The sequence below is a fragment of the Winogradskyella sp. 4-2091 genome (genome assembly GCF_045765065.1).
GTDB lineage: Bacteria > Bacteroidota > Bacteroidia > Flavobacteriales > Flavobacteriaceae > Winogradskyella.
Genome location: NZ_JBJKOD010000001.1, coordinates 509,080 through 532,811, shown reverse-complemented (window position 1 = coordinate 532,811; position 23,732 = coordinate 509,080). Strand labels below are relative to the sequence as shown.

Here is a 23,732-nt window from a genome sequence, read left to right as displayed (position 1 = left end):
ACCTCACTTACAAAACTATAACTTGTTTTTAAAACTTGTTCATTTCTTTCATTTTTAATCATTACTTTTATTATAAGTATCATGTAAAAATTACTTAAATTTGTTCCTTAATTATGAATGCAACAACAGAAGAAAGTAATCAAGAAATTGTAAAACGAGTTTTTACACAATTTTTAGGAGAAAAAGGTCATAGAAAAACACCTGAGCGCTACGCTATACTTCAAGAAATCTACGAAAGTGAAGAACATTTTGATATAGAATCTTTGTATATCAAAATGAAAAACAAGAACTATCGCGTCAGTAGAGCGACACTTTATAACACTATTGAATTATTGTTAGAGTGCGCATTAGTCCGTAAACATCAATTTGGACAAAGTCAGGCACATTATGAAAAATCGTATTTCGATAAAAATCACGATCATGTAATTCTAACAGATACTGGTGAGGTTATTGAATTTTGTGATCCTCGCATTCAATCTATTAAAAAAACTATCGAAGAAGTTTTTGATATTCAAATAACTAATCATTCACTATATTTTTACGGTAATCGTAAAAAAGACGACAAATAAAATTTTAAAATGGCAGTAGATTTACTACTTGGATTACAATGGGGAGACGAAGGCAAAGGAAAAATTGTCGATGTATTTACCTCTAAATACGATATTATTGCACGTTTTCAAGGTGGCCCAAATGCTGGACACACCTTAGTATTCAACGGAAAAAAACATGTTTTGCACACTATTCCGTCTGGAATTTTCCATGAAGGCAAAGTGAACCTTGTAGGAAACGGTGTCGTTATAGATCCTGTTATTTTTAAGAAAGAACTAGATAAGCTAGAAGAACAAAATGTTGATTACAGAAAATCACTTTGTATTTCTAGAAAAGCGCATATCATACTGCCAACGCATCGTTTATTGGATGCTGCAAGTGAAGCTTCAAAAGGAAAAGCTAAAATTGGTTCTACATTAAAAGGTATTGGTCCAACCTATATGGACAAAACTGGTAGAAACGGAATTAGAGTTGGTGATATAGAATTAGCTGATTGGAAAGATAAATACAGAGCTTTAGCTGATAAGCATGAAGCTATGATTGCTTTTTATGATGTAGATATTCAATATGATTTAAAAGAATTAGAAACTGATTTCTTCAGTGCGATTGAAACATTAAAAAGCTTAGAATTTATTGATTCTGAAGAATATGTACACCAAGCACAACAATCTGGTAAGTCTATTTTAGCTGAAGGTGCCCAAGGGTCGTTATTAGATATTGACTTTGGTACATACCCATTTGTAACATCATCTAATACAACTGCTGCAGGTGCGTGTACTGGTTTAGGCGTAGCTCCAAACCAAATCGGTGAAGTCTTCGGAATTTTTAAAGCATATACTACACGTGTTGGCTCAGGTCCTTTCCCAACTGAATTGTTTGATAAGGATGGCGAAACCATGGCTAAAGTTGGTAATGAGTTTGGTGCTACAACAGGTCGTCCTAGACGATGTGGCTGGTTAGACTTAGTAGCTTTACGCTACGCTTGCCAAGTTAATGGTGTTACACAATTAATTATGATGAAAGGTGATGTACTTTCTGGTTTTAAAACCTTAAAAGTGTGTACAGCATACAATTATAAAGGCGAAACTATTACGCATTTACCATACAATATAGAAGAAGAAAACGTTACTCCTATTTACACGGAAGTAAACGGTTGGGATGCAGATTTAACCGGAATGACTGAGGCATCACAATTACCAGATAATTTAAACGGTTATGTAGAATTCTTAGAAAAGGAATTAAATATCCCTATTACTATCGTTTCTGTAGGACCAGATAGAAAACAGACAATTATTCGTAAGACGATTTAGATTTATTCTATGTGGCATAAGTTTATTGTTTTAATGATATGCTTTGTATCAATGGTTAGCTACGCTCAAAATTCAAAACTTACTATTGAATTGAGTTATCCTTTACCCATTGACGATAATTTTGTTGGAGCCAACAATAACGGTATTGGCGATTTAGGACTGAAGTATTATATTTTCAACTTAGATGTTTTTCGTTTTGGTAGTTCTGTAAACTTAGGCTATCTAAAAAAATCAGAATCAGCTCAAAACCAACCTTATGACGTCAATTTATTTACAATTCAGCCTAAAATATTTGCACAACTTACCTTACCAGCGATTCCTAAATTTCATACTTTTATAGGATTAGGCTATAGTATATTTATGTTTAAAGTAATAAACAATGAAACTGCAATTAATAATAATGTCGCTGGGACGAATAAAAATGAATCAGGACTTAATTTTAATTCAGGTTTGTCTTACGATTTATCAAACAAATTAACAGCGCTAATACAATACGACTTTGTAAAAATAAATATCGATGATAGTGTTATTGACTCAAAATACAATACCAACGTCAATCTGTTGAAAGTTGGTTTAGGCTATCGATTGTAATTCAAATTTAATTACTGTTAAAAAAAACGTTAACACATACTAATACAATCCATTTAAGTGTTATTTTGTAAAAATATATGACTTTGAAACGTTTTAAAATTCTATTCTTATTTTTTTGCTTTTCTATAGCATCAATTGCTTTTGCTCAAGAAAAGCAAAAAATTATTGTAGAATATTCAGGTAATACATCAACGGCTCCAGACATTGAAGATGGTGCTTTAGTTTTCCTTAGAGATAAATCTCAACAAGTACATTTTATTCATAAAGGTGTTAACGTTTGGTGTGACAAAGCAATTTATTATGAAGATCAAGATTACCTTGAAGCCTTTAGTAATGTTGTTATGAAGCAAGGTGACACCATTAATATGGTCGCTAAATATGTTGAATATAGTGGAAAAACACAGTTAGCATTTGCAAGAGGCGATGTGATATTAACGGAACCACAATCTACACTAAAAACAGACACACTGCACTTTGACAGAATAAAACAACAGGCCTATTACAATACAGGAGGCTCAGTAGTAAGAGATTCTTCAGGTACTATTACAAGCAAAATTGGTCGATATTACATGGCGACTAGCAAGTATCAATTTTTAAATGATGTTGTTCTTGTAAACCCTCAATACACTTTAAACACAGAGCGCCTTGATTTTTTTACCGAAAATGGACACGCTTATCTTTTTGGACCGTCAACAATTACTGGTGAAACTAATAAAATTTATTGCGAACGCGGTTTTTATGATACCAATAGCAATGTTGGTAATTTTCAACGAAATGCCAAAATAGATTATGACAATCGGACTGTGGAAGGGGACAGTCTCTACTTTGATAGGAATATAAATTTCGCATCTGCCACCAATAATATTAAAGTAACAGACACCTTAAATAAAAGTATCGTAAAAGGCCATTATGCTGAAGTATGGCGCGAAAAAGATTCTGTTTATATTACTAAACGAGCGTTAGCAATAACCATACAAGAAAGAGATTCGGTATACATGCATGCGGATACTTTAATGCTCACAGGTAAAGAAAACAACCGCATTACCAGAGCTTTTTATAACGTTAGGCTATATAAAAGCGATATGGCAGGCAAGGCCGATTCAGTACATGTAGACCATAAAAAAGGATTAACGCAAATGATTAACCTAAGTAGGTTTAGCTCTACTGATGCATTTTCTACAAAGCGAAAACCAGTTTTATGGAATATTGGCAACCAAATGACGGGAGACACCATTCATTTAATAAATAATGTAGTTACTGAAAAACTCGATTCATTAAAAGTATTTGAAAATGCATTTTTAGTAAGTAAAGACACTATAAGTGAAGATGGATATAATCAAATAAAAGGAAAACGTTTAATAGGCTTGTTTAGAGACAACGAGCTTTATAATGTAGACATCATAAAAAATGCTGAAGTCATCTACTATTTAAGAAATGATAATAATGAATTAGTTGGCATTAATAAATCTAAATCGGGAAGTATCAATATTCAAATTGAAAATCAAGAAATTGTAGAAACACGGTTTATTAATCAAATGGATGCCGAATTATTTCCAGAATCAGAATTCCCCAAAGCCGGAAAACGATTACGAGGTTTTGATTGGCGAGGCGAAGAACGACCAATGTCTGTAGAAGATCTGTTTAAAGACGATCCACCTTTAGTGTTACCAGTAATAAAAGGGCTAGAAGCTTATATTCCTCCGGAAGAATTTATTGATGAGGCTGCAAAAAAACGTATTAAAGATGCTGGTAAATCCGCTCCAAAAAAGGCAAATAAAGCTGCACGTAATTTACCAAAAAAAGAAAAAGTTGCGCCTTTAACCGAAAGGGAGAAAAAGCAAAAAGCTTTAAACGACGAAGCACAAAAAGCAGGGCAATAATTGAAACACGACTTTTTTAAATACCAGGCACAAACAACACCACATCCATTGGCAATGGAAATTAGTCATGCCAAAGGTTCTTATATTTATGACACCAATGACAAGGCATACCTTGATTTTGTGGCTGGTGTTTCAGCATGTAGTTTAGGCCATTCGCATCCTAAAGTTGTGAATGCCATAAAAAACCAAGTTGACAAATATCTTCATGTAATGGTTTATGGTGAGTACATTTTAAATCCCGCTGTAGAACTGACAAAGTTATTAGCAAAACATTTACCAGATAATATCAACTCTACTTATCTAGTTAACTCAGGAACAGAAGCTATAGAAGGTAGCTTAAAATTGGCGAGACGATTTACTGGTCGTTCAGAAATAATAGCAGCAAAAAACGCATATCACGGAAACACATTGGGCTCATTAAGTTTAATGGATTTTGAGGAACGTAAAAAACCATTTTACCCATTAATACCAGATATTAAACATATTGAATTTAATTTAGAGAGCGATTTACTTCAAATTACAGAACACACAGCAGCCGTTATTTTAGAAACCATTCAAGGTGGTGCAGGTTTTATTGAACCAAAAGATCAATATTTGACCAAGGTACAAAAGCGTTGTAATGAGGTTGGTGCCGTTTTTATTTTAGATGAAATTCAACCAGGTATCGGAAGAACAGGAAAATTATTTGGTTTTGATAATTATAATTGTCAACCAGATATCGTTGTTACAGGTAAAGGTTTAGGAGGAGGATTACCTATTGGTGCCTTTTCAGCTTCAAAGAAAATGATGAACACATTAAGTGACAATCCTAAACTTGGCCATATAACTACCTTTGGTGGTAATCCAGTAATTGCTGCTGCTGCACTAGCAACTTTAAAAGAAATTACAGAATCCAATCTCATGGCAGAAGCCTTAGAGAAAGAACAATTAATAAGGAAATATCTTAAGCATAAACATATCAAAGAAGTAAGAGGACGCGGATTAATGTTAGCCGCTTTTACTGAAAACGAAGCAATCACAAATCAAGTAATTTTAAAAGCTAAGGAGCATGGCCTCATCTTATTTTGGTTACTTTTTGAACCTAAAGCCATACGCATTACACCTCCTTTAACCATTTCTAACGAAGAAATAATTGAAGGTTGCGGTATAATCACTTCAATATTAGACGAGATATAAAATTATTTTAAGTTTTTAAAAAACCTAAATACCAGTTGTTTAGACAAACTTAAGTAAACAACTATTTCAATGTTAACTACTTTGTTAAAAACATTAGTTCAAAAAATCATCTCGAACAAAGGATAACTGTAATTTTATTTCAAAGAATTACTAAACCTTTTATGCAATACAGTCGCGACGACGAAAATTTTCCGCTTACTCGATTTGAATCGATGTTAAAGACAAATGATATTTTGTTCTTTGACTCAAATGAGTTTGAAAATATAATTCATCATTACTTGGAGAATGGCAAAATTGCCTTATCAAAACGCGCTATAAAATTAGGCTTAGAACAACATCCAACTTCTATCAACTTGAGATTATTTCAAGTTGAAATTATGGTCATTGAAAATAAATTTTCAGAAGCTGATGATTTATTAGATAAACTTCACAATTTAGAGCCTACAAACGAAGAGATTTATATTCAAAAAGCAAATGTGCTCTCTAAACAAGATGAGCATCAAAAAGCTATTGATACGTTACTCATAGCAATTGAGATATCTAACACACCATCAGATGATGCAGATTTATACGCCTTGGTTGGTATGGAATATCTGTTTTTAGATAAGTTTGATAAAGCGATTATATATTTCAAAAAATGTTTAGAAAGTGACACTTCAGATTATTCTGCTTTACATAACATTATTTATTGTTATGATTTTTTAAATCTTAATGAAGAAGCAATAGATTATTTAAATAATTTCTTAGATACCAATCCTTATTGCGAAGTTGCTTGGCATCAATTAGGAAGGCAATATTTTGCTATTGATGAATATGCTAAAGCCAACGCAGCTTTTGATTTTGCTATTATTTCTGACGACACCTTCGTTGGTGCATATATTGAAAAAGGTAAAGTTTTAGAAAAACTTAAAAAGCATGACGAAGCCATAGAAAATTATAAAATCACACTTGCTTTAGAAGATCCTACTTCATTTGCCCTTTTAAGAATTGGTCATTGTTACTCAAAATTAAATCAAGATGATTTAGCAATTCAATTTTTTAAGAAAACCATTGACGAAGATCCATTATTAGACAAAGGATGGATTGCAATTACTCGCTTTTACATGAAGCGTCTAGATTACCAGAACGCGCTAGATTACATTAAAAGAGCTGTAGCCATTGATGGAGACAACGTTCTTTATTGGAAACTATTTGCAACTGTAAATAAACGTTTAAATTTTCTTGAAGAAGCTGAACAAGGCTACAAACGTACTATTGAATTAGGCAATTACGAATTAGATACTTGGCTTAACCGAACAGATATACTTATTTCACTTGGCGAATATCAAGCTGCAATTTTTAATCTTTTACAGGCCACAGAGTTTTATCCAGAAAATTCAGAAGTTGAATACCGTTTAGCGGGTCTCTACTTTAAAGTACACCAAAGTGAAGAAGGTAGATTTCATTTAAAAAATGCGACACGTATTAATATTGATTATAGCTTTATAATTTCAGAATTATTCCCGCAACTTACAGATAGACCTTTAATTAAAGCTATAATTTCTGAAGCTAAAAAGACTTCAGATTAAAAAAAATCATACCTTCGTAGTCTTATTTTTATAAAATATGCAAAGACGATTTTTAGATTACTTGGTCATTACTTTCAAAGGTATTGCCATGGGAGCAGCCGATGTTGTGCCTGGTGTTTCTGGAGGAACTATAGCATTTATTTCTGGAATTTACGAAGAGCTTTTAGAAAGTATAGATAAAGTTAACCTTGGCTTTTTAAAAGTTTGGAAAAAAGAAGGTTTTAAAACCGCTTGGAATTCCATTAACGGAAACTTCCTATTAGCCTTATTTTCTGGGATTGCCATCAGTATTTTGTCATTAGCAAAACTCATAAAATGGTTATTACATCATGAACCGATTTTGCTTTGGTCATTCTTTTTTGGACTTGTTTTGGCTAGCATACTTTATATCGCCAAACAAATTAAAGGATGGTCTATAAAAGTTATTATTGCCATAATAATTACATCAGTCTTATCCTATTTTATAACATTAGCAGAGCCTTTTGCGTCTCCAGACAGTCCATTATATCTTCTGTTTTGTGGCTTTATCGCTATAATTGCCATGATTTTACCAGGTGTTTCTGGTGCTTTTATTCTTCTTATACTAGGTGCATACCAAACAGCAATTGATACAATTAATGACTTAAGAGATGGATTACTAAATGGTAACATGGCACTTTTTAAAGATGCATTTATAAAATTCTTATTACTCGCGGTAGGTGCAATTATTGGATTAAAAGTATTTTCAAAAGCACTTAATTGGATGTTTAAACACAAAAAAAACCTCACATTAGCAATCTTAACCGGTTTTATGATTGGTTCATTAAACAAGATTTGGCCATGGAAAGAAGTGTTAAAAACACGTGTAAATTCAGAAGGTGAAGTAGTCACTTTACTCGATAGAAGTATTTTACCTACATCTTACGTTGGTGACAACGAAATGGTATTAGCTATTGTATTTATTGTTATTGGTTTTGGGGCAATTCTATTATTAGAAACCTTAGGCAAACAAAAAAACGAGGTATAATGCAAAGCACCAGAAGCTTTAAAGATCGTTTATTTTTGGTCATTAAAGGTTTAGCCATGGGAGCAGCAAATAAAGTTCCTGGCGTATCTGGTGGTGTGGTTGCTTTTGTAGCTGGTTTTTATGAAGAGTTTATTTATTCTTTACAGCGCGTTAATAAAAAAGCATTTAAGCTATTATTTAACGGTCGTTTTAAAAGCTTTTTTCGCTACATCAATGGTAAATTTCTAAGCCTCCTATTTTTAGGAATGATTATAAGTTACTTCAGTGTCTCTAAAATCTTAGATTACCTTATTGTGCACTACGAATTATATGTTTGGAGCACATTCTTCGGAATGATTCTAGGTTCCATATATTATATAAGTAAAGAATTTAAAGAATGGAATAAAAACACAATTTTAGCTTTAACTCTAGGTGCTATTGCTGGTGTTAGTATAAGTTTTTTAGATCCAGCTACTGAAAATGACAATCTTTTTTTCGTGTTCTTCTGTGGCATTATTAGTGTTTCTGGCATGACGCTACCAGGATTTTCAGGGTCATTTATTCTAATAATTTTGGGCAACTATGTATTACTATTAGTAGATTCTGTCAACGCCCTTTTTGACACTATTTATGATATAATTAGTGGTAATTTTGAATTTATACATAACGAAGTTCGTATTAGACTTTTAAAGGTATTAACTGTATTTACCGTAGGTTCAGTTGCAGGCTTAGTTACTTTTTCTCATATTTTAAATTATATTTTAAAACATTATAAAAACATTACGTTGGCAACCATTATGGGTTTTATTATTGGTTCTCTTGGTGTAGTTTGGCCATGGAAAGAAACTATTTACAAAACCGATAGTGATGGCTCATTTGTATTACATTCAGCCGGAAAAAAAATAATCATCAATTATCAGCGTTTTTTACCAGAACTCAACAGCGAAACTTATATAGCAATTGTTTATATTGCCTTCGGAATTCTTATAGTATTAGGACTAGAATGGTATGGAGACAAAACAAGAAAAAATAAAATTTAAATTTGGCCTGTTAGGTAGAGATATATCTTACTCTTTTTCTAGAGGATATTTTGCCGAAAAATTCAAAGTTGAAAATTTACCACACTCCTACGTGAATTTTGATTTACAAACCATTGATGATCTTAAATCAATAATTGAAAATACATCAAATTTAAAAGGTGTAAACGTTACTATTCCTTACAAAGAAGAAGTTATTCCTATACTTGATAAATTAAATAAGACGGCAGAAAAAATTGGCGCAGTAAATACTATTAAGTTTTCAAAAAAAGGAAAACTAGTTGGTTACAATACCGATTATTATGGATTTAAAAACTCTCTTAAGCCACATTTAAAATCACATCATAAAAAAGCTTTAATATTAGGAACAGGAGGTGCTTCTAAGGCAATTGCCTACGCTCTAAAAAAGCTAAAAATTCAGTTCGATTTTGTTTCACGATCTCATAAAAAAGGCGTGACATTTTCATATTCAGATTTAACCGAAAACATTATTTCAGATTATACTATTATCATTAATTGCACACCTATTGGTACGTTTCCAAACATAGAAGAATGTCCTGATTTGCCATATAGTGGTTTATCTGAGCATCATATTTTATACGATTTGATATATAATCCTGAACAAACTAAATTCCTTAATTATGGCTTTAAAAAAGGAGCAACAACAATTAATGGATTAGAAATGCTGCGTTTACAAGCCGAAAAATCGTGGGAAATATGGCTCGATCTCAAGTCGAAATAATGATTTTAAAACAATTCCGTTAATGATATAATCGACAAAAGGCAATCTGAGTTGATATAAGTCATAAAATATAAGCTCTATAAGCATTTCCTTTGTTTATCTAACAACTGTTAGTATCTTTAACTCCTATAAAATAATTGACTTATGTCTGAGAATGATAACCTGCTAGATGCAGAAGGAACAAAAGAAGTAGAATCTACAGAGACTACTCCAACACATGAAACAGCTAAAATAGTTGAAACTGAATCTGAGATAGAATCAGCAAGTGATATTTCAGAATCAACTGAAGAAGTAAAATCTGAAGAAGAGGAGACTGAAACACCTGCCAATTCAGAAGACGACTCAAAGGATGATCATGTTGAGGAAATCGAAGCTTCTAACGCTGAGGATGCAGAAGATGAATCGAATGCAGAACGACACGAAGTAGAAGAAAAAGATTACCACGCTATGTCTATGACGGAGTTAGTGACGGAATTTAACAGACTTCTAAAGCATCATAAAGTACAGACTATATCTAAGAACATTAATGATATAAAATCTGAATTCAACGCTAAATACAGTGAACTTCTAGACGAAAAAAAGGAAGAGTTTATCGCAGATGGTGGTGTAGAAATGGACTTTTACTACTCCAACGATACTAAAAAACAGTTTAATTCACTTTATAAAGAATACAAGCAATCCATTAACGCATATTACAAGGAACGAGAGCAAAACCTTAAATTTAATTTAGATAATAGATTGCAGATTATTGAAGATATTAAGGGATTACTTAGTGTTGAAGAGAATATGGGTACAACCTATAAAAACTTCAAAGAACTTCAAGAAAAGTGGCGTAATGCTGGTCCTATTCCTAGAGACAAGTACAATAATGCTTGGAATACATACCATCATCATGTAGAACGTTTTTATGACTTTTTACATCTCAATAATGATTTGAGAGATATGGATTTTAAGCACAACTATGATCAAAAATTAAAAATTATAGAACGCGCGGAAGAGTTAGCTCAAGACGAAAACACTAATCGTTCGTTTAGAGAATTACAAGTTTTACACAAATTGTGGAAAGAAGAACTTGGACCTGTAGGCAAAGAGCATAGAGAAACCATTTGGGAACGTTTTAGCAATGCCACTAAAGCAATACATGATAAGCGCCAAGCCTACTATGCAGACATGGATAAGGCTCACGAGAAAAATCTTGAGCGAAAAGAAGAAATTATAGCACAAATTTCAGCAATTGCTGAGGATAAAAACAACTCTCATAGTGCATGGCAGAAAAAAATAAAGGAAATTGAAGCGTTAAGAGACGCATTTTTTAAAGCTGGAAAAGTACCAATTAAGGTTAACGAAGCAACTTGGGCTAAGTTTAAAGAAGCTGTTAGAACCTTTAATAGAGGAAAAAATAGTTTTTATAAAGACTTAAAGAAAGACCAATACGAAAATCTTAAAAAGAAAAAGGAATTAATTCAAGTTGCAGAAGACAATAAGGATAGTGACGATTATAAGACTGTAACACCATTAATGAAAAAAATTCAGAATGAGTGGAAGAAAATTGGCCATGTACCTAGACGAGACAGTGATAAAATTTGGAAGCAGTTTAAAAATGCATGTAACCACTATTTTGATAGAATGCATGCTGCTCGTAAAGCTGAAGACCAACACTTATTTGATGCTTTTGATAAAAAAGTTAAGTTGTTAGATGATCTAAAAGCCATGAAACTTACTGAAGACCCTAAAGCTGATATTGAGATTTTAAAATCAAAAATATCGGAATGGAAAGCCATAGGACATGTACCACAAAGCAAACGTTATATTGATGGCAAATTCTACAAAGCTATTGATGATACGTTTGATAAGCTTAAAATGGATAAAACCAAATTAGAGATGATTAAGTTTGACAGCAAACTTGAAAATCTAGCAAATCCTGATGATACAAGATTACTTGATAACGAATATAACTTTATCAAAAAACGTATGAGCGAGATTAAATCTGAAATTAATCAATTAGAAAACAACTTACAATTTTTCTCTAATGTTAAAGCAGATAATCCATTAGTAAAAGATGTACACAAGAACATTGCTAATCACAAAAATGAATTAGATACTTGGAAGGCTAAGCTGACTAAGGTTAAAGGCATGTATAAATAATCGTACAATACTTTAAGAATTATATATAAAAAATCAAAACCCATCTGCCTCAACAGATGGGTTTTGCCCTAACTAAACTAAATTAACCTTAATTACAACCGCTTAAAATAATAATTAAGATTTCCTACTAAGAAATAAAAGCATTAGCTTTTATATACATTATTTACGCAGAAAATCTAGTTTTGGATGTTTTGCTGTGCCCTTTTTAAGAAATAAATAAAACTGATTAAACTCTAAAACGCATAAAAAGCTGTATATCAGATAATAAAAACAAATAAATTCACGTATTATTTTTTCAAAAAGAGCCTAACTTAAAATGCAACCACCGGATTTTATGTAGAAGATTCTTACTAGTTACAAATAATTATAGTGATTTCGCCTCTTCCCAAAACACATCCATCTCAGAAAGTGTCATGTCTTTCAGAGATTTGTTTAAATCTTTAGCTTTACCTTCAAGATATTGAAAGCGTTTAATGAATTTTTTATTGGTACGTTCTAAGGCATTTTCGGGATTCACTTTAAGAAAACGTGCGTAATTAATCATAGAGAACATCACATCACCAAACTCGCTTTCAATAGCATCTTGGTCTCCTTTTAAAATTTCAGCTTTTAATTCTGCTAACTCCTCCTCTACTTTTTCAAAAACTTGTTCTGGGTTTTCCCAATCGAATCCTACACCAGCAACTTTATCTTGTATACGACTTGCTTTTACAACTGCTGGCAAACTTTTTGGGACACCTTCTAGAACACTTTTCTTACCTTCTTTTAGCTTTAGTTGTTCCCAGTTTCGCTTTACCTCTTCTTCATCTTCCACAACAACATCTCCATAGATATGAGGATGACGATCTACTAACTTATCACAAATACTATTACACACATCTGCGATATCAAAATTATTAGTTTCACTACCTATTTTAGAGTAAAATACAATATGAAGGAGTACATCACCTAATTCTTTTTTTACCTCTTCTAAATCATTATCTAAGATAGCATCACCTAACTCGTAGACTTCTTCAATAGTGAGATGACGTAAAGATTCCATGGTCTGTTTTTTATCCCAAGGACATTGCTCGCGCAACTCATCCATGATAATTAACAAACGCTCAAAGGCTTTTAATTGTACCGTTTTATCAGACATTAATTAGTGTAAGTTGTTCTAGAAACAATACTTATTCAAATTACCTTAGAATAAGAATTACTCTAACTGATATTTATTTATTCTTCCTCAGAAGTATCTTTATCTTCTTTAGATTCTTCAAGTGAACCTAATAGATCGTTTTTCTGAAGTAAATTATACCATTGTACCACCTTCTTTATATCAGAAGGGTAAACTCTATCTTCATCATAATCTGGTAATACTTCGAAGAAAAATTCTTCTAATGTATCTTTTCCATCTTTGTGACTTATAGATGTTGGTTTCCCGCCTTCTTTTTCCTTTACTTTTTTAAGCACATCTCTTAAAGGCACTTCTTCAGCTAAAGTATAAATAGCAATTTCACTTAAAATACTAATGTTACTGTGTGCACCAACAGTGATTCGTTTTTTATCTATTAGCGACTCTACTACTGCACCAGTTCTAGTTTGTGTAACGATTTGATATAATCCTGGTTTTCCAGAAATTGATAAAATTTTATCTAAACTCATATATTATGTATTAGCGTTTTTTACTCATTAGAGGAAAACGCATTCTGTAATCAATTTTAATCTTTCCTTTTGCAATATTGGTTAAGCGTCCTTTTAATAAACGCTTTTTAAATGATGATAATTTGTCTGTAAACAACACGCCTTCAATATGATCGTATTCATGCTGAATCACTCTAGCAATTAAACCATCGTACTCTTCAACGTGAGTCTCAAAATTTTCATCTTGATATTCTATTTTTATCGTTGGTCGTCTAAAAACATCTTCTCTTACGTCTGGTATACTTAAACATCCTTCGTTAAAGGCCCATTCTTCACCTACTTCTTCAAGTATTTGAGCATTAATAAATGTCTTTTTAAAATTTTTGAGCTTCTCTTGCTCTTCTTCAGAAAAACTTTCATCTTCTGCAAAAGGACTCGTATCAACCATAAACATTCTTATTGCTAATCCTATTTGCGGAGCGGCTAAACCAACACCATATGCACCATACATTGTTTCGTACATATTATCAATTAGTTCGTTTAGTTTTGGGTAATCCTTATCAATGGCTATTGCTTTTTTCTTTAAAACTGCGTCACCATACGCAACGATTGGTAAAATCATAATTCATTTATTTTCGATTGCAAAAGTATTAATTTTCAAAAACTATATTCCTATATATAAGGACTAAATTCTATTAAATTATCTTACCAAAACGCTAAGTCTTTTTTTTATTTAAATAATTTTGTTTAATCCGTCTCATTTCAAGGTAGTGTAACAATTTATAATTGTTTACTGTACACTAGATAGGTAACTCTGTAAAATTAAAGTTGCGCTAATCTCATCAACGAGCGCTTTATTTTTTCGTTGTTTTTTCTTTAATCCACTATCAATCATAGTCTGAAATGCCATTTTAGAAGTAAATCTTTCATCTACTCGAGCAACCGGAATTTCGGGAAGTGCTTTAGATAGTTGCACTAAAAACTTTTGAATATACACTTCGCTTTCTGAAGCTGTATTATCCATTTGTTTTGGTAAACCAACAACTATTCTTTCAACCATTTCTTTAGAGGTATAATCTTTTAAATACTGAAGCAACGTTTTAGTTTCAACAGTTGTTAAACCAGATGCTATAATTTGCATTTCATCGGTTACAGCTAAACCTGTGCGTTTGGTACCATAATCTATGGCTAAAATTCTTCCCATAAAACAAAGGTAATGCATTTATAAATTTAAATAGAAAATGAAAAACGCTCCTTACAAGTAAGAAGCGTTTTGTAGATAACCAATCTAACAAACCATGATTATGATAATCACTCAATCACTTATAAGACACCATTATTTTAAATAGGTCACAAAATTTAATTCTATAAAAAAAGAAAACCCCTTAAAAAGGGGAAAGGGGTTTTCGAAATTAGCTATTAATTAAATTCTCAGATAAGTTATCAGAAATAATTTATCTTCCGTTTAACTACTTTTAAGACACTACCTTTTTTAAAAAGTCACATTTATACTAAATAAATTTTAAATTATTTTTTGATGGTCACTTATGGACTTATATTTGGGCTTGAAAATTAATTAAACCCTTATTATGAAACTCGTATGCTCATTGTAATGTTTATTGAATCTTACAAAACGCATATCTTCATAAACAAATAATAAATACACAAATGACACAACTACAATCTGTTATAGAAGATGCTTGGAACGATCGTTCATTATTAAAAAATGAAGTTACTATTAGTGCTATTAGAAACGTAATTGACCTATTAGATGCTGGTACCTTGCGAGTTGCAGAACCTGTTGAAGATAGTTGGCAAGTAAATGAATGGGTAAAGAAAGCGGTTGTATTATATTTCCCTATTCAACAAATGGAAACTTTAGAAGCTGGTATTTTTGAATATCATGATAAGATTCCATTAAAGAAAAACTTTGCTGAACGCGGAATTAGAGTTGTACCAAATGCGGTAGCAAGACATGGTGCATATATTTCTGCAGGTACTATTTTAATGCCTAGTTATGTAAACATTGGTGCTTACGTAGATGAAGGCACTATGGTAGATACTTGGGCAACTGTTGGTAGTTGTGCACAGATTGGTAAAAATGTCCATCTTTCTGGAGGAGTTGGTATTGGTGGTGTTTTAGAACCATTACAAGCTGCGCCTGTAATTATAGAAGATGGTGCTTTTATTGGTTCTCGCTGTATTGTAGTTGAAGGTGTACGCGTTGAAAAAGAAGCTGTTTTAGGTGCCAACGTAGTTCTTACTATGAGCACAAAAATTATAGATGTCACTGGAGACGAGCCTGTGGAAACTAAAGGTGTTGTGCCAGCACGTTCTGTTGTTATTCCTGGAAGCTATACTAAAAAGTTTGCTGCTGGTGAATTTCAAGTACCATGTGCATTAATTATTGGTAAGCGTAAAGAAAGTACAAATAAGAAGACATCATTAAATGATGCTTTACGTGAGTATGATGTCGCTGTTTAATAACAGCCTTAGTGTTTAATTTAACAGGCTAATATTATTAAGTCTTGCAAAAATTGAAGCGCACTAATTTCTATATATTCATTAAAAATACTGATATAAATGATAAATAAAGTACGTCGTTTTTTCTGCAGGCATTTAAGAAAAATGCGTTTTTTGCCTTCAAAAATGTATGTACGTTATCATTACGAGTACTTTTCAGGTAAAAAATTAGACTTAAACGACCCAAGGGATTTTAATGCTAAAATTGAATGGTACAAAGTATTCTATCGTCCTAAAATTTTAAATCAATTGGTGGACAAATATGCTGTAAGATCTTATGTTGAAGCTAAAATAGGTAAGCAATATCTTAATGAAGTTTTTGGTGTTTATAATAATGCCGAAAGTATTCCTTTTGACGAATTGCCTAATAAATTTGTAATAAAAGCTACACATACAAGCAGTCATAATCTTATTGTCACAGATAAAGAAAATCTAGATATTTCTAAAGCCCAAAAAAAGATGACGAAATGGCTCGGAAAGAATCAGTATTATAGAATGGGACAAGAATGGGCTTACAAAGACGTAGCACCAAGAATAATAGTTGAAAAATTTTTAAAAGAAGACGATAAAAATTCTCTCGTAGATTATAAATTTTATTGTTTTAATGGAAAGGCAAAATTTATTGACGTTCATATAGATAGAGAAGACAACCATAAGCAAGGTTGTTTTGATTTAGAATTTAATTTATTACCTTTTGGAAAAAGCTTAAATTATAAGAGTATTTCTTCAGAAATAGAAAAACCTATTAATCTAGAAGAAATGATAAAGTGCACTGAAGCATTGGCCGATAAATTACCTTTTGTACGTGTAGATTTTTATTCTGTTAACGGAAAAACCATATTTGGAGAAATGACCTTTTATCCATCTGACGCGAGAAAAGCTTTTTATCCTGAAGCCTATAACCAAATTATTGGAGATTATTTTGTGCTTCCTAAATTAGACTCGGCAAAGAATGCAATAACAACATTGAATTAATTTTCTAAAACTAAAGGAATATTAATATGACGACTGATAACATTCAAAATAACCCAATAGACGCAGTAATTCTTTGGGTTGATGGCAATGACATAGATCATAGGACTAAAATGCTTCCTTTTTTAGAAGATAAAACTAAAATTAATTCTGAAAAATTTAGAACACGCTATGATCAAGTAAATGAAATTAAATTCACTATTGATTCTATATTAAAATACGCATCGTATATTAATAATATTTATATTGTTACAGATAACCAGACTCCAGAATTTTTAAAAAACCACAATAAGGATTACAGTAATGTATCTATTGTAGATCACAAGATAATCTTTAAAGGCTATGAAGAATACTTGCCTACTTTTAATTGTAGACCAATAGAAACCTGTCTATATCGAATTCCTAATTTAGCAGAACATTTTATTTATTTTAATGATGATTTCTTCTTAATTAATGAAACTAAGCCAACTGATTTCTTTAAAAATGGTTGGCCAATTTTAAGAGGTAAATGGTTAAAATTTGATAACGATATATTTTATAAGAAATTTAAAAAGCCTAGAGTTGGCCATAAATCAATTCAGCAGAATGCTGCAAAATTAGCTGGTTTTAATAAATACTATAACTTTAAGCATACACCTCATCCAATGAGAAAATCAACGTTTCAGAGTTATTTTGAAGCGAATGAAAATGTGTTTAGAGAAAATATAAAACATCGTTTTAGAAAACCAAGTCAGTTTACACCTCAAGGATTAGCAAATCATCTTGAAATAAAAAACAAAACTTGTTATTTTAAAAGCGATCTGCAATTGATGTATTTTAGATCTTACAAAAAATCGCTGTATTGGTATAAGTATAAATTAAACACTAAAATTAAGGGGAAATTATTTTTAGGACTTCAAAGTTTAGATCGCAGTCCTCAACATATTTTAGATTACATAATAGGTTGGTTAGAAAACAGAACCTCATAAATTTAGGTTTATTACAAAATTACGTATTGGTATGACTTATAAATTTTTAATATACATTTCTTACAGTTACGCTCTTCCTATAGGTGCACCTTTAGAAAAAGAAATTTTGAAAAGAGGACATTCAATTATGTGGTTTAGCGATCTCAATGAAGGTAAAGTGGCATTAGAAACAGAAGGTAACACCAATGTTTTAAGCACAATACAAGATGTAGTTAATTATAAACCAGACATTGTTTTAACGGCCACTAATGACGTACCCGATTTTATTTCAGGATTAAAAGTTCAGATATTTCATGGTTTTTTAGCACAAAAAAGACCTTCTAAAAAACATATTTTTAGCGAATTCAGAATTAGAGGATTCTTCGATTTATATTGTACACAAGGACCAAGTACAACGTCTATTTTTAAACAACTTGAACGTAAGTATAAACATTTTAAAATTATTGAAACAGGCTGGAGTAAGGTTGACCCGCTCTTTCCTATTAAAAAATCCAAATCAACCGATAAGCCACAAATCTTAATAGCTTCAACGTTTACCGAAAGACTTAGTTTAGCTTTTGACGATTCCGTTTTCAACGAAGTTAAGCGTTTAACAAAAACAGGAAAATATTCATTTGCAATGGTGTTACATCCTAAAATCCCTAAGGACATTGTAGACAAATGGAAATCACTAGAAAATGAAAATTTCACGTATTATGATACAACTAATCTAATTCCAATATTTCAAAATTCTGATATTTTATTTGCAGATACAACATCTGCCATTCAAGAGTTTTTGTTACAAAAAAAACCTGTTGTTAGTTATAAGCACACATTTAATCATGATTATTTAATACATGTAAATGACGCTAGTAAAATTGAAGAAAACTTTAATTATGCTTTAAGTTATCCCGAAGCTTTAATTGAAAAAATAGAACCTTTTATCAATCAATTACATCCTTATTTTGATGGTAAATCTAGTAAACGAGTAATTGATGCCTCTATTACTTATTTACACGAAGATAAGTCGCAACTAAAAAACAAACCTCTTAATTTGATTAGAAAATATAAAATAAGAAAGCGTTTAAGATATTTTACTCTTAAAAGCTATAATAAACCTTACACTATTCAACCTGAATAGTTATTTTTTGGTAATTCCGAAGTCAGTAAATCGAGATTTATTTTGCTTTGTACTTTTTCTTATCTTATTATTTAATACCATAGCTGCTTCATTTTTGTAAGGCCTTTCATGAAATAAATGGACGCAAATAGTACTGTAACGTACTTGCAGAAACTTAATTCCATTATTCATCATGCGTTCTCCTACTTCCCTATCTTCTGCACCATATTGCATACGTTCGTCAAAACCATTAACGGCTAAAATATCAGCTTTGTAGCAAGACACATTCATTCCATCAAAAGTAGCTTTTGTTGGTGTTAGCTTATTTAGAAGTTTAGCTTTAATTTTTGATTTGGTGAGTTTATTTAATTTGAAAGTTTTAGATTGACCTTTTGATATTAGCCAATCGTCATCAAAACAATTTTGTTGAGTAATATCTTTAGCTGTAATAGTCTTTGAAATAGATGCATTTAACTTAAAATAACCTCCTGAAAGTGCATATGTCTTTCGACGTAAATTAAGATGTGTAGCCACAAAATCTTTACGAGCAATGCAATCTCCATCTGTAAAAATTAAGTAATGAGAATTTGAAGCCATTATGGCTTTATTCAAAATTTTAGTTTTCCTAAACCCATCATCTTCTTGCCAAACATGGATAACATTTAGTTCTGTATTGGCAGAAAACTCATCTATAACTGATTTTGTACGCTCATCAGAACCATCATCTGCTACGATAATTTCAAAATTTATTATAGTTTGAAGGCTATAACTATGCAACACCAATCTTAACCACTCAGGTTGGTTATAAGTACTTATAATTACAGAAGCCTTTAGATTAGATTGCATAACGTAAAAATACTATTTTTACAGCAGAGAAATTACTACAATGTTAAAACTATCTGGAGTTATTATAACCTTTAATGAAGAACGTAATATTGAAAAATGCTTACAATCTTTAGAAAATGTTGTAGATGAAATTGTAGTAGTAGATTCTTTTTCTACTGATAACACTAAAGCCATGTGTAAACGTTACAATGTAAAGTTTGTAGAACAAAATTTCTTAGGTTATATAGAGCAGAAAAATTTTGCATTATCCCAAGCGAGCTATAATCATATTGTCTCTTTAGATGGTGATGAATCTTTATCTAAAATACTTCAAGAATCCATATTAGATTTAAAATCTAATTGGACATTTGATGGTTACTACGCAAACCGTTTCAACAATTTTTGTGGCCAATGGATTAAACATTCAGATTGGTATCCTAACAAAAAATTACGTGTTTTTGATAGAAGAAAAGCCGAATGGAAAGGAATTAATCCTCATGATAACGTTCAACTTCATAACACATCATCAAATATAGGACATCTAAAAGGTGATATTCTACACCTTACCTATCAAAGTTATCTGGAATTTAGTGAGAAAACAGACTACTTTTCTACTATTGCTGCCAAAGCTTATTATAGCTCTGGCAAGAGAGCTTCAATTTGGAATTTAATCTGGAATCCATCTTGGGCATTTTTTAAATCTTATGTAATAAGACTTGGTATATTGGATGGTAAAAATGGATTTATAATCTGTAAAGAAACAGGTAGAATTACATATTTGAAATATCTAAAATTACGTGATTTACAAAAAAAGGATAAAGAAAATAGTTAGTTACTTTTTCCAAAATTTCAATCGTTTTTTCATACGCTGCTTTTTGTGATGCTTAGCTTGAAACTCTTCCGTAAATTGCCACATTAAACGAACAATTGTTTCATAATCTTCACCAGAAACCTTAGCATATTCATCGCTCATTATCTCTACCATAGATTTATGGATTGTTAAGCGATCGAAATTTTTTATGCGTTCTTCAAAACCCATTTGCTTAAATTCCATCCGGTTAAGATCTACCAAATAAAAATCATATCCATTTTCACTTTTTTTAATCAAAGTATTTCCAGGAGAATGATCTAAGAATTTAATGCCTTTAATATGCATTTTATAAGTAAATCTGGTAAAAGCTCTTAAAATAGCATCGTAATCTGGGTAATTAAAATCATGAGTAAGTTCTCTGTAAGTTAGATCATAATCTTGATGTTCAGAAATATAATAACTCTTTTTAAATAAAAACGATTTTGAAAATTGATAATAAGCTACAGGCTGAGGCGTACCAATATCTAAAGATTGTAACTTCTGTGCATACTCAAAGGACCGCTGTGCTTTACTCCTTCTTAGAAAACCATAAGCAATTTGGTTAACCATATTTGGTATTTTAAACGACTTTACGTTAAGCCGTTTACCTTCAAGTTTAAAAAGCTTTAAGGAGTTCCTTTTCTGGTTACCAAAATCTTCGCCTTTACTTTCGTAATTATTTATAATATCATCTAAAAACGTCTCGTGCTGAGTAAACTTATAATGTATGCTTTTAGTCTGTTTCAATTATATTGAGTTGAAATAATTAGATAAAATTAGGTTTAATACTTATGCTTTTAAAATTTTGAATAAACCATTGTAATAGAAAACAAATCTACAACTTTTAAATATTTTAAGCGCAATTGGTTTTTTTAGTTCATCTCATTTTTTATCATAAATACTATACCTTATATTTACATAGCTAAGTGTTGAAATAATACAATCTGTAATTCAACACTTTATTCTCAATCAATAACCTAAAATTAAATCTTGACCAATACAATTCTAAATCTTATAGGAAGAAAAAACGAGTTATTTAATGATGACTTAAAAGTTCTTAATGATGAATTAAAAGCAATTGTTACAAAATCAAAGTTTCTAATTCTAGGAGGTGCAGGAACTATTGGTCAAGCGGTTACAAAAGAAATATTTAAACGAAACCCGCTTAAGCTGCACGTGGTAGATCTAAGTGAAAATAACCTAGTAGAATTAGTTAGAGATATTAGAAGTTCTCTCGGTTACATCAATGGCGATTTTAAAACATTTGCTTTAGACATTGGTTCCGTTCCTTATGACGCATTTATTGAGTCAGATGGAAATTACGACTATGTACTGAATTTATCTGCACTAAAACACGTTAGAAATGAAGAAGATCCCTTCACACTTATGCGAATGTTAGATGTTAATATTTTCAATACGGAAAAAACCATTCAACAATCAATAGATAAAGGTGTCAACAAATACTTTTGTGTTTCTACAGATAAAGCTACTGATCCTGTAAATATGATGGGAGCTTCTAAACGAATTATGGAATTATTTTTGTCGCAAAAAAGTAAAGACATAAGTATTTCTTCTGCTCGTTTTGCAAATGTTGCATTTTCCGATGGATCATTACTACACAGTTTTGAACAGCGTATTACAAAACAACAACCCATTGTAGCACCTAATGATATTCAGCGTTATTTTATAACATCAGAAGAATCAGGTCAACTTTGCTTAATGGCTTGCGTTTTCGGCAGAAATAATGAAATATTGATTCCAAAATTAAGCGAAACACTAAAACCTGTTCGTTTTGATGAGATTGCTGTAAATTTTATTGAGTCACTAGGCTACAAACCACATTTATGTTCAACTGAAGAAGAAGCCAGAAAATTGGCTAAAACCTTACCTAGACAAGGTAAATGGCCTTGCCTATTCACAACTACTAATACTACTGGAGAAAAAGAAATAGAAGCTTTTTTTACAACTACAGAAACCCTAGATAATAACCGATTTAAATCCATTGGCATTATAAAAAATGAAGCATTAGGTAATAATGATAAAAACCTCAAAGAATTTGCGCATTCTATAAACCAACTGAGAGAAAAAAAGTCTTGGAATAAGACCGACTTAAGTCGTATAATTCATAATTTATTACCGAACTTTAACCACCTTGAAACGGAAACATATTTAGATCATAAAATGTAATGAATGCATAATAAAATTGATGTTGTAATAATGGCTGGTGGAAAAGGAAACCGTTTAAAACCACTGACGGAACATACACCTAAAGCACTTTTAAAAGTTGGTAATAAATCAATTATTGAATACAATATAGATTTGCTTCTGTCTTATGGTGTTCAATCAATTAACATATCTGTACATCATCTTTGCGATACTGTAATTTCATATTTTAAGGATAATAGTAAAATTGAAATTAATTTTATTAAAGAGGAGAAACCTTTAGGTACAATAGGTGCTTTAAAACTATTTGATGCTTATAAAACAGATAATATATTAGTAATGAATGCCGATCTACTTACTAATATAAATGTAGAACAATTGGTAAATAATTTTCTATTGAATGAGGCAGATGCTTCAATTGCCACTGTGCCATTTGAAATTAGCCTTCCACATGATATCGTTGAAAAGGGAAAAGGAAATGTTACTCGCCTAAAGGAGAAACATTCAATTGCTTATAATTTAAATGCGGGAATATACATGTTTAAAAAAGCATGTTTAAAATACATTCCTCAAGACTCCTTTTTTGATGCTACAGATTTAATAAATGCTTTAATTGATGACGGCAAGAAAATTATAAGCTATCCAATTAGAGAATATTGGTTAGATATTGGTCAGCATGACGATTACAAGAAAGCCCAAGAAGCTGTAAAACATATTAAATTTTAG

At 31.3% G+C, this 23,732-nt stretch carries 23 protein-coding genes; 17 read left to right on the top strand and 6 right to left on the bottom strand.

Features of this window, described 5'->3' with window-relative positions:
• Positions 1-113: 113 nt before the first annotated feature.
• The 10 genes from ACJBCC_RS02285 (at position 114) to ACJBCC_RS02240 (ending at position 11,983) form a co-directional block, all read left to right on the top strand.
• Positions 114-569, top strand: a complete 456-nt coding sequence (locus ACJBCC_RS02285) for a Fur family transcriptional regulator (protein WP_299099622.1) — start codon at positions 114-116, stop codon at positions 567-569.
• 9 nt (positions 570-578) lie between these two features.
• The gene (locus tag ACJBCC_RS02280; RefSeq protein WP_299099620.1) at positions 579-1,859 is read left to right on the top strand and encodes an adenylosuccinate synthase; all 1,281 of its coding nucleotides are present in this window, start codon (positions 579-581) and stop codon (positions 1,857-1,859) included.
• A 9-nt stretch (positions 1,860-1,868) separates the two neighbouring features.
• Positions 1,869-2,450, top strand: coding sequence for an outer membrane protein (locus ACJBCC_RS02275; protein ID WP_407556286.1), 582 nt, complete (start codon positions 1,869-1,871; stop codon positions 2,448-2,450).
• 83 nt (positions 2,451-2,533) lie between these two features.
• Positions 2,534-4,330: an OstA-like protein gene (locus ACJBCC_RS02270; protein ID WP_407556285.1), complete on the top strand. Its 1,797-nt coding sequence runs from the start codon at positions 2,534-2,536 to the stop codon at positions 4,328-4,330.
• The gene (locus ACJBCC_RS02265) at positions 4,331-5,506 is read left to right on the top strand and encodes an aspartate aminotransferase family protein (protein ID WP_407556284.1); all 1,176 of its coding nucleotides are present in this window, start codon (positions 4,331-4,333) and stop codon (positions 5,504-5,506) included.
• A 161-nt stretch (positions 5,507-5,667) separates the two neighbouring features.
• Positions 5,668-7,074 (top strand): tetratricopeptide repeat protein, encoded by a 1,407-nt coding sequence (locus ACJBCC_RS02260; protein WP_407556283.1) that lies wholly within the window; start codon positions 5,668-5,670, stop codon positions 7,072-7,074.
• Positions 7,075-7,111: 37 nt separating this feature from the next.
• On the top strand, positions 7,112-8,080 hold the full coding sequence (locus ACJBCC_RS02255) for a DUF368 domain-containing protein (protein ID WP_299099609.1): 969 nt from the start codon (positions 7,112-7,114) through the stop codon (positions 8,078-8,080).
• A complete protein-coding gene (locus ACJBCC_RS02250; RefSeq protein WP_407556282.1) occupies positions 8,080-9,099 on the top strand; it encodes a DUF368 domain-containing protein in 1,020 nt (339 codons plus the stop codon). Before ACJBCC_RS02255 ends, ACJBCC_RS02250 begins: the two co-directional genes overlap by 1 nt.
• On the top strand, positions 9,068-9,838 hold the full coding sequence (locus tag ACJBCC_RS02245) for a shikimate dehydrogenase (protein ID WP_299099605.1): 771 nt from the start codon (positions 9,068-9,070) through the stop codon (positions 9,836-9,838). The genes ACJBCC_RS02250 and ACJBCC_RS02245 overlap by 32 nt, the downstream gene beginning before the upstream one ends.
• Positions 9,839-9,982: 144 nt before the next feature.
• Positions 9,983-11,983, top strand: a complete 2,001-nt coding sequence (locus ACJBCC_RS02240) for a DUF349 domain-containing protein (RefSeq protein WP_407556281.1) — start codon at positions 9,983-9,985, stop codon at positions 11,981-11,983.
• 364 nt (positions 11,984-12,347) lie between these two features.
• Here the strand turns inward: ACJBCC_RS02240 and mazG are convergent, their stop codons facing one another.
• The 4 genes from mazG to ruvX all read right to left on the bottom strand — a co-directional run bounded on the left by mazG (position 12,348) and on the right by ruvX (position 14,810).
• Positions 12,348-13,121, bottom strand: coding sequence for a nucleoside triphosphate pyrophosphohydrolase (gene mazG / locus ACJBCC_RS02235; protein WP_299099601.1), 774 nt, complete (start codon positions 13,119-13,121; stop codon positions 12,348-12,350).
• A gap of 77 nt (positions 13,122-13,198) precedes the next feature.
• Positions 13,199-13,627, bottom strand: coding sequence for a DUF5606 domain-containing protein (locus tag ACJBCC_RS02230; protein WP_299099599.1), 429 nt, complete (start codon positions 13,625-13,627; stop codon positions 13,199-13,201).
• A gap of 10 nt (positions 13,628-13,637) precedes the next feature.
• Positions 13,638-14,228, bottom strand: coding sequence for a peptide deformylase (gene def, locus ACJBCC_RS02225; RefSeq protein WP_299099597.1), 591 nt, complete (start codon positions 14,226-14,228; stop codon positions 13,638-13,640).
• Positions 14,229-14,396: 168 nt separating this feature from the next.
• Positions 14,397-14,810 carry a Holliday junction resolvase RuvX gene (gene ruvX / locus ACJBCC_RS02220; protein WP_407556280.1) on the bottom strand — a complete coding sequence of 138 codons (414 nt, stop codon included), beginning with the start codon at positions 14,808-14,810 and terminating at the stop codon, positions 14,397-14,399.
• Between the two features lie 464 nt (positions 14,811-15,274).
• Here ruvX and ACJBCC_RS02215 point away from each other — a divergent pair, with 464 nt between their 5' ends.
• From ACJBCC_RS02215 to ACJBCC_RS02200, 4 genes are all read left to right on the top strand, one after another.
• On the top strand, positions 15,275-16,090 hold the full coding sequence (locus ACJBCC_RS02215) for a 2,3,4,5-tetrahydropyridine-2,6-dicarboxylate N-succinyltransferase (RefSeq protein WP_299099593.1): 816 nt from the start codon (positions 15,275-15,277) through the stop codon (positions 16,088-16,090).
• 99 nt (positions 16,091-16,189) lie between these two features.
• Positions 16,190-17,104, top strand: coding sequence for an ATP-grasp fold amidoligase family protein (locus tag ACJBCC_RS02210; protein ID WP_407556279.1), 915 nt, complete (start codon positions 16,190-16,192; stop codon positions 17,102-17,104).
• Positions 17,105-17,130: 26 nt separating this feature from the next.
• The gene (locus ACJBCC_RS02205) at positions 17,131-18,069 is read left to right on the top strand and encodes a Stealth CR1 domain-containing protein (protein ID WP_299099588.1); all 939 of its coding nucleotides are present in this window, start codon (positions 17,131-17,133) and stop codon (positions 18,067-18,069) included.
• Between the two features lie 31 nt (positions 18,070-18,100).
• Entirely contained in the window at positions 18,101-19,189 is a 1,089-nt protein-coding gene (locus ACJBCC_RS02200; RefSeq protein ID WP_299099586.1) for a CDP-glycerol glycerophosphotransferase family protein, read from the top strand.
• Here the strand turns inward: ACJBCC_RS02200 and ACJBCC_RS02195 are convergent, their stop codons facing one another.
• Positions 19,190-20,014 (bottom strand): glycosyltransferase family 2 protein, encoded by an 825-nt coding sequence (locus ACJBCC_RS02195; RefSeq protein WP_407556278.1) that lies wholly within the window; start codon positions 20,012-20,014, stop codon positions 19,190-19,192. It lies immediately after the preceding gene.
• A 40-nt stretch (positions 20,015-20,054) separates the two neighbouring features.
• On the opposite strand from ACJBCC_RS02195, the gene ACJBCC_RS02190 reads away from it, so the two are divergent.
• Complete coding sequence (locus tag ACJBCC_RS02190; RefSeq protein WP_407556277.1) at positions 20,055-20,825, top strand: glycosyltransferase family 2 protein; 771 nt, start codon at positions 20,055-20,057, stop codon at positions 20,823-20,825.
• Here ACJBCC_RS02190 and ACJBCC_RS02185 read toward each other — a convergent pair whose 3' ends face one another.
• Positions 20,826-21,590: a lipopolysaccharide kinase InaA family protein gene (locus ACJBCC_RS02185; protein ID WP_407556276.1), complete on the bottom strand. Its 765-nt coding sequence runs from the start codon at positions 21,588-21,590 to the stop codon at positions 20,826-20,828.
• A 243-nt stretch (positions 21,591-21,833) separates the two neighbouring features.
• Between ACJBCC_RS02185 and ACJBCC_RS02180 the strand changes: the two genes are divergently transcribed.
• Positions 21,834-23,030 (top strand): UDP-N-acetylglucosamine 4,6-dehydratase, encoded by a 1,197-nt coding sequence (locus tag ACJBCC_RS02180; RefSeq protein ID WP_407556275.1) that lies wholly within the window; start codon positions 21,834-21,836, stop codon positions 23,028-23,030.
• A gap of 3 nt (positions 23,031-23,033) precedes the next feature.
• Positions 23,034-23,732, top strand: a complete 699-nt coding sequence (locus ACJBCC_RS02175) for a sugar phosphate nucleotidyltransferase (protein ID WP_407556274.1) — start codon at positions 23,034-23,036, stop codon at positions 23,730-23,732.

Coding starts and splice junctions, on each gene's coding strand:
- ACJBCC_RS02285 (WP_299099622.1), top strand. CDS start 114: ATGAATGCAACAACAGAAGAAAGTAATCAAGAAATTGTAAAACGAGTT.
- ACJBCC_RS02215 (WP_299099593.1), top strand. CDS start 15,275: ATGACACAACTACAATCTGTTATAGAAGATGCTTGGAACGATCGTTCA.
- ACJBCC_RS02255 (WP_299099609.1), top strand. CDS start 7,112: ATGCAAAGACGATTTTTAGATTACTTGGTCATTACTTTCAAAGGTATT.
- ACJBCC_RS02195 (WP_407556278.1), bottom strand. CDS start 20,014: ATGCAATCTAATCTAAAGGCTTCTGTAATTATAAGTACTTATAACCAA.
- ACJBCC_RS02275 (WP_407556286.1), top strand. CDS start 1,869: ATGTGGCATAAGTTTATTGTTTTAATGATATGCTTTGTATCAATGGTT.
- ruvX (WP_407556280.1), bottom strand. CDS start 14,810: ATGGGAAGAATTTTAGCCATAGATTATGGTACCAAACGCACAGGTTTA.
- def (WP_299099597.1), bottom strand. CDS start 14,228: ATGATTTTACCAATCGTTGCGTATGGTGACGCAGTTTTAAAGAAAAAA.
- ACJBCC_RS02240 (WP_407556281.1), top strand. CDS start 9,983: ATGTCTGAGAATGATAACCTGCTAGATGCAGAAGGAACAAAAGAAGTA.
- ACJBCC_RS02230 (WP_299099599.1), bottom strand. CDS start 13,627: ATGAGTTTAGATAAAATTTTATCAATTTCTGGAAAACCAGGATTATAT.
- ACJBCC_RS02250 (WP_407556282.1), top strand. CDS start 8,080: ATGCAAAGCACCAGAAGCTTTAAAGATCGTTTATTTTTGGTCATTAAA.
- ACJBCC_RS02280 (WP_299099620.1), top strand. CDS start 579: ATGGCAGTAGATTTACTACTTGGATTACAATGGGGAGACGAAGGCAAA.
- ACJBCC_RS02260 (WP_407556283.1), top strand. CDS start 5,668: ATGCAATACAGTCGCGACGACGAAAATTTTCCGCTTACTCGATTTGAA.
- ACJBCC_RS02205 (WP_299099588.1), top strand. CDS start 17,131: ATGACGACTGATAACATTCAAAATAACCCAATAGACGCAGTAATTCTT.
- ACJBCC_RS02210 (WP_407556279.1), top strand. CDS start 16,190: ATGATAAATAAAGTACGTCGTTTTTTCTGCAGGCATTTAAGAAAAATG.
- ACJBCC_RS02245 (WP_299099605.1), top strand. CDS start 9,068: ATGGAGACAAAACAAGAAAAAATAAAATTTAAATTTGGCCTGTTAGGT.
- mazG (WP_299099601.1), bottom strand. CDS start 13,121: ATGTCTGATAAAACGGTACAATTAAAAGCCTTTGAGCGTTTGTTAATT.
- ACJBCC_RS02175 (WP_407556274.1), top strand. CDS start 23,034: ATGCATAATAAAATTGATGTTGTAATAATGGCTGGTGGAAAAGGAAAC.
- ACJBCC_RS02200 (WP_299099586.1), top strand. CDS start 18,101: ATGACTTATAAATTTTTAATATACATTTCTTACAGTTACGCTCTTCCT.
- ACJBCC_RS02190 (WP_407556277.1), top strand. CDS start 20,055: ATGTTAAAACTATCTGGAGTTATTATAACCTTTAATGAAGAACGTAAT.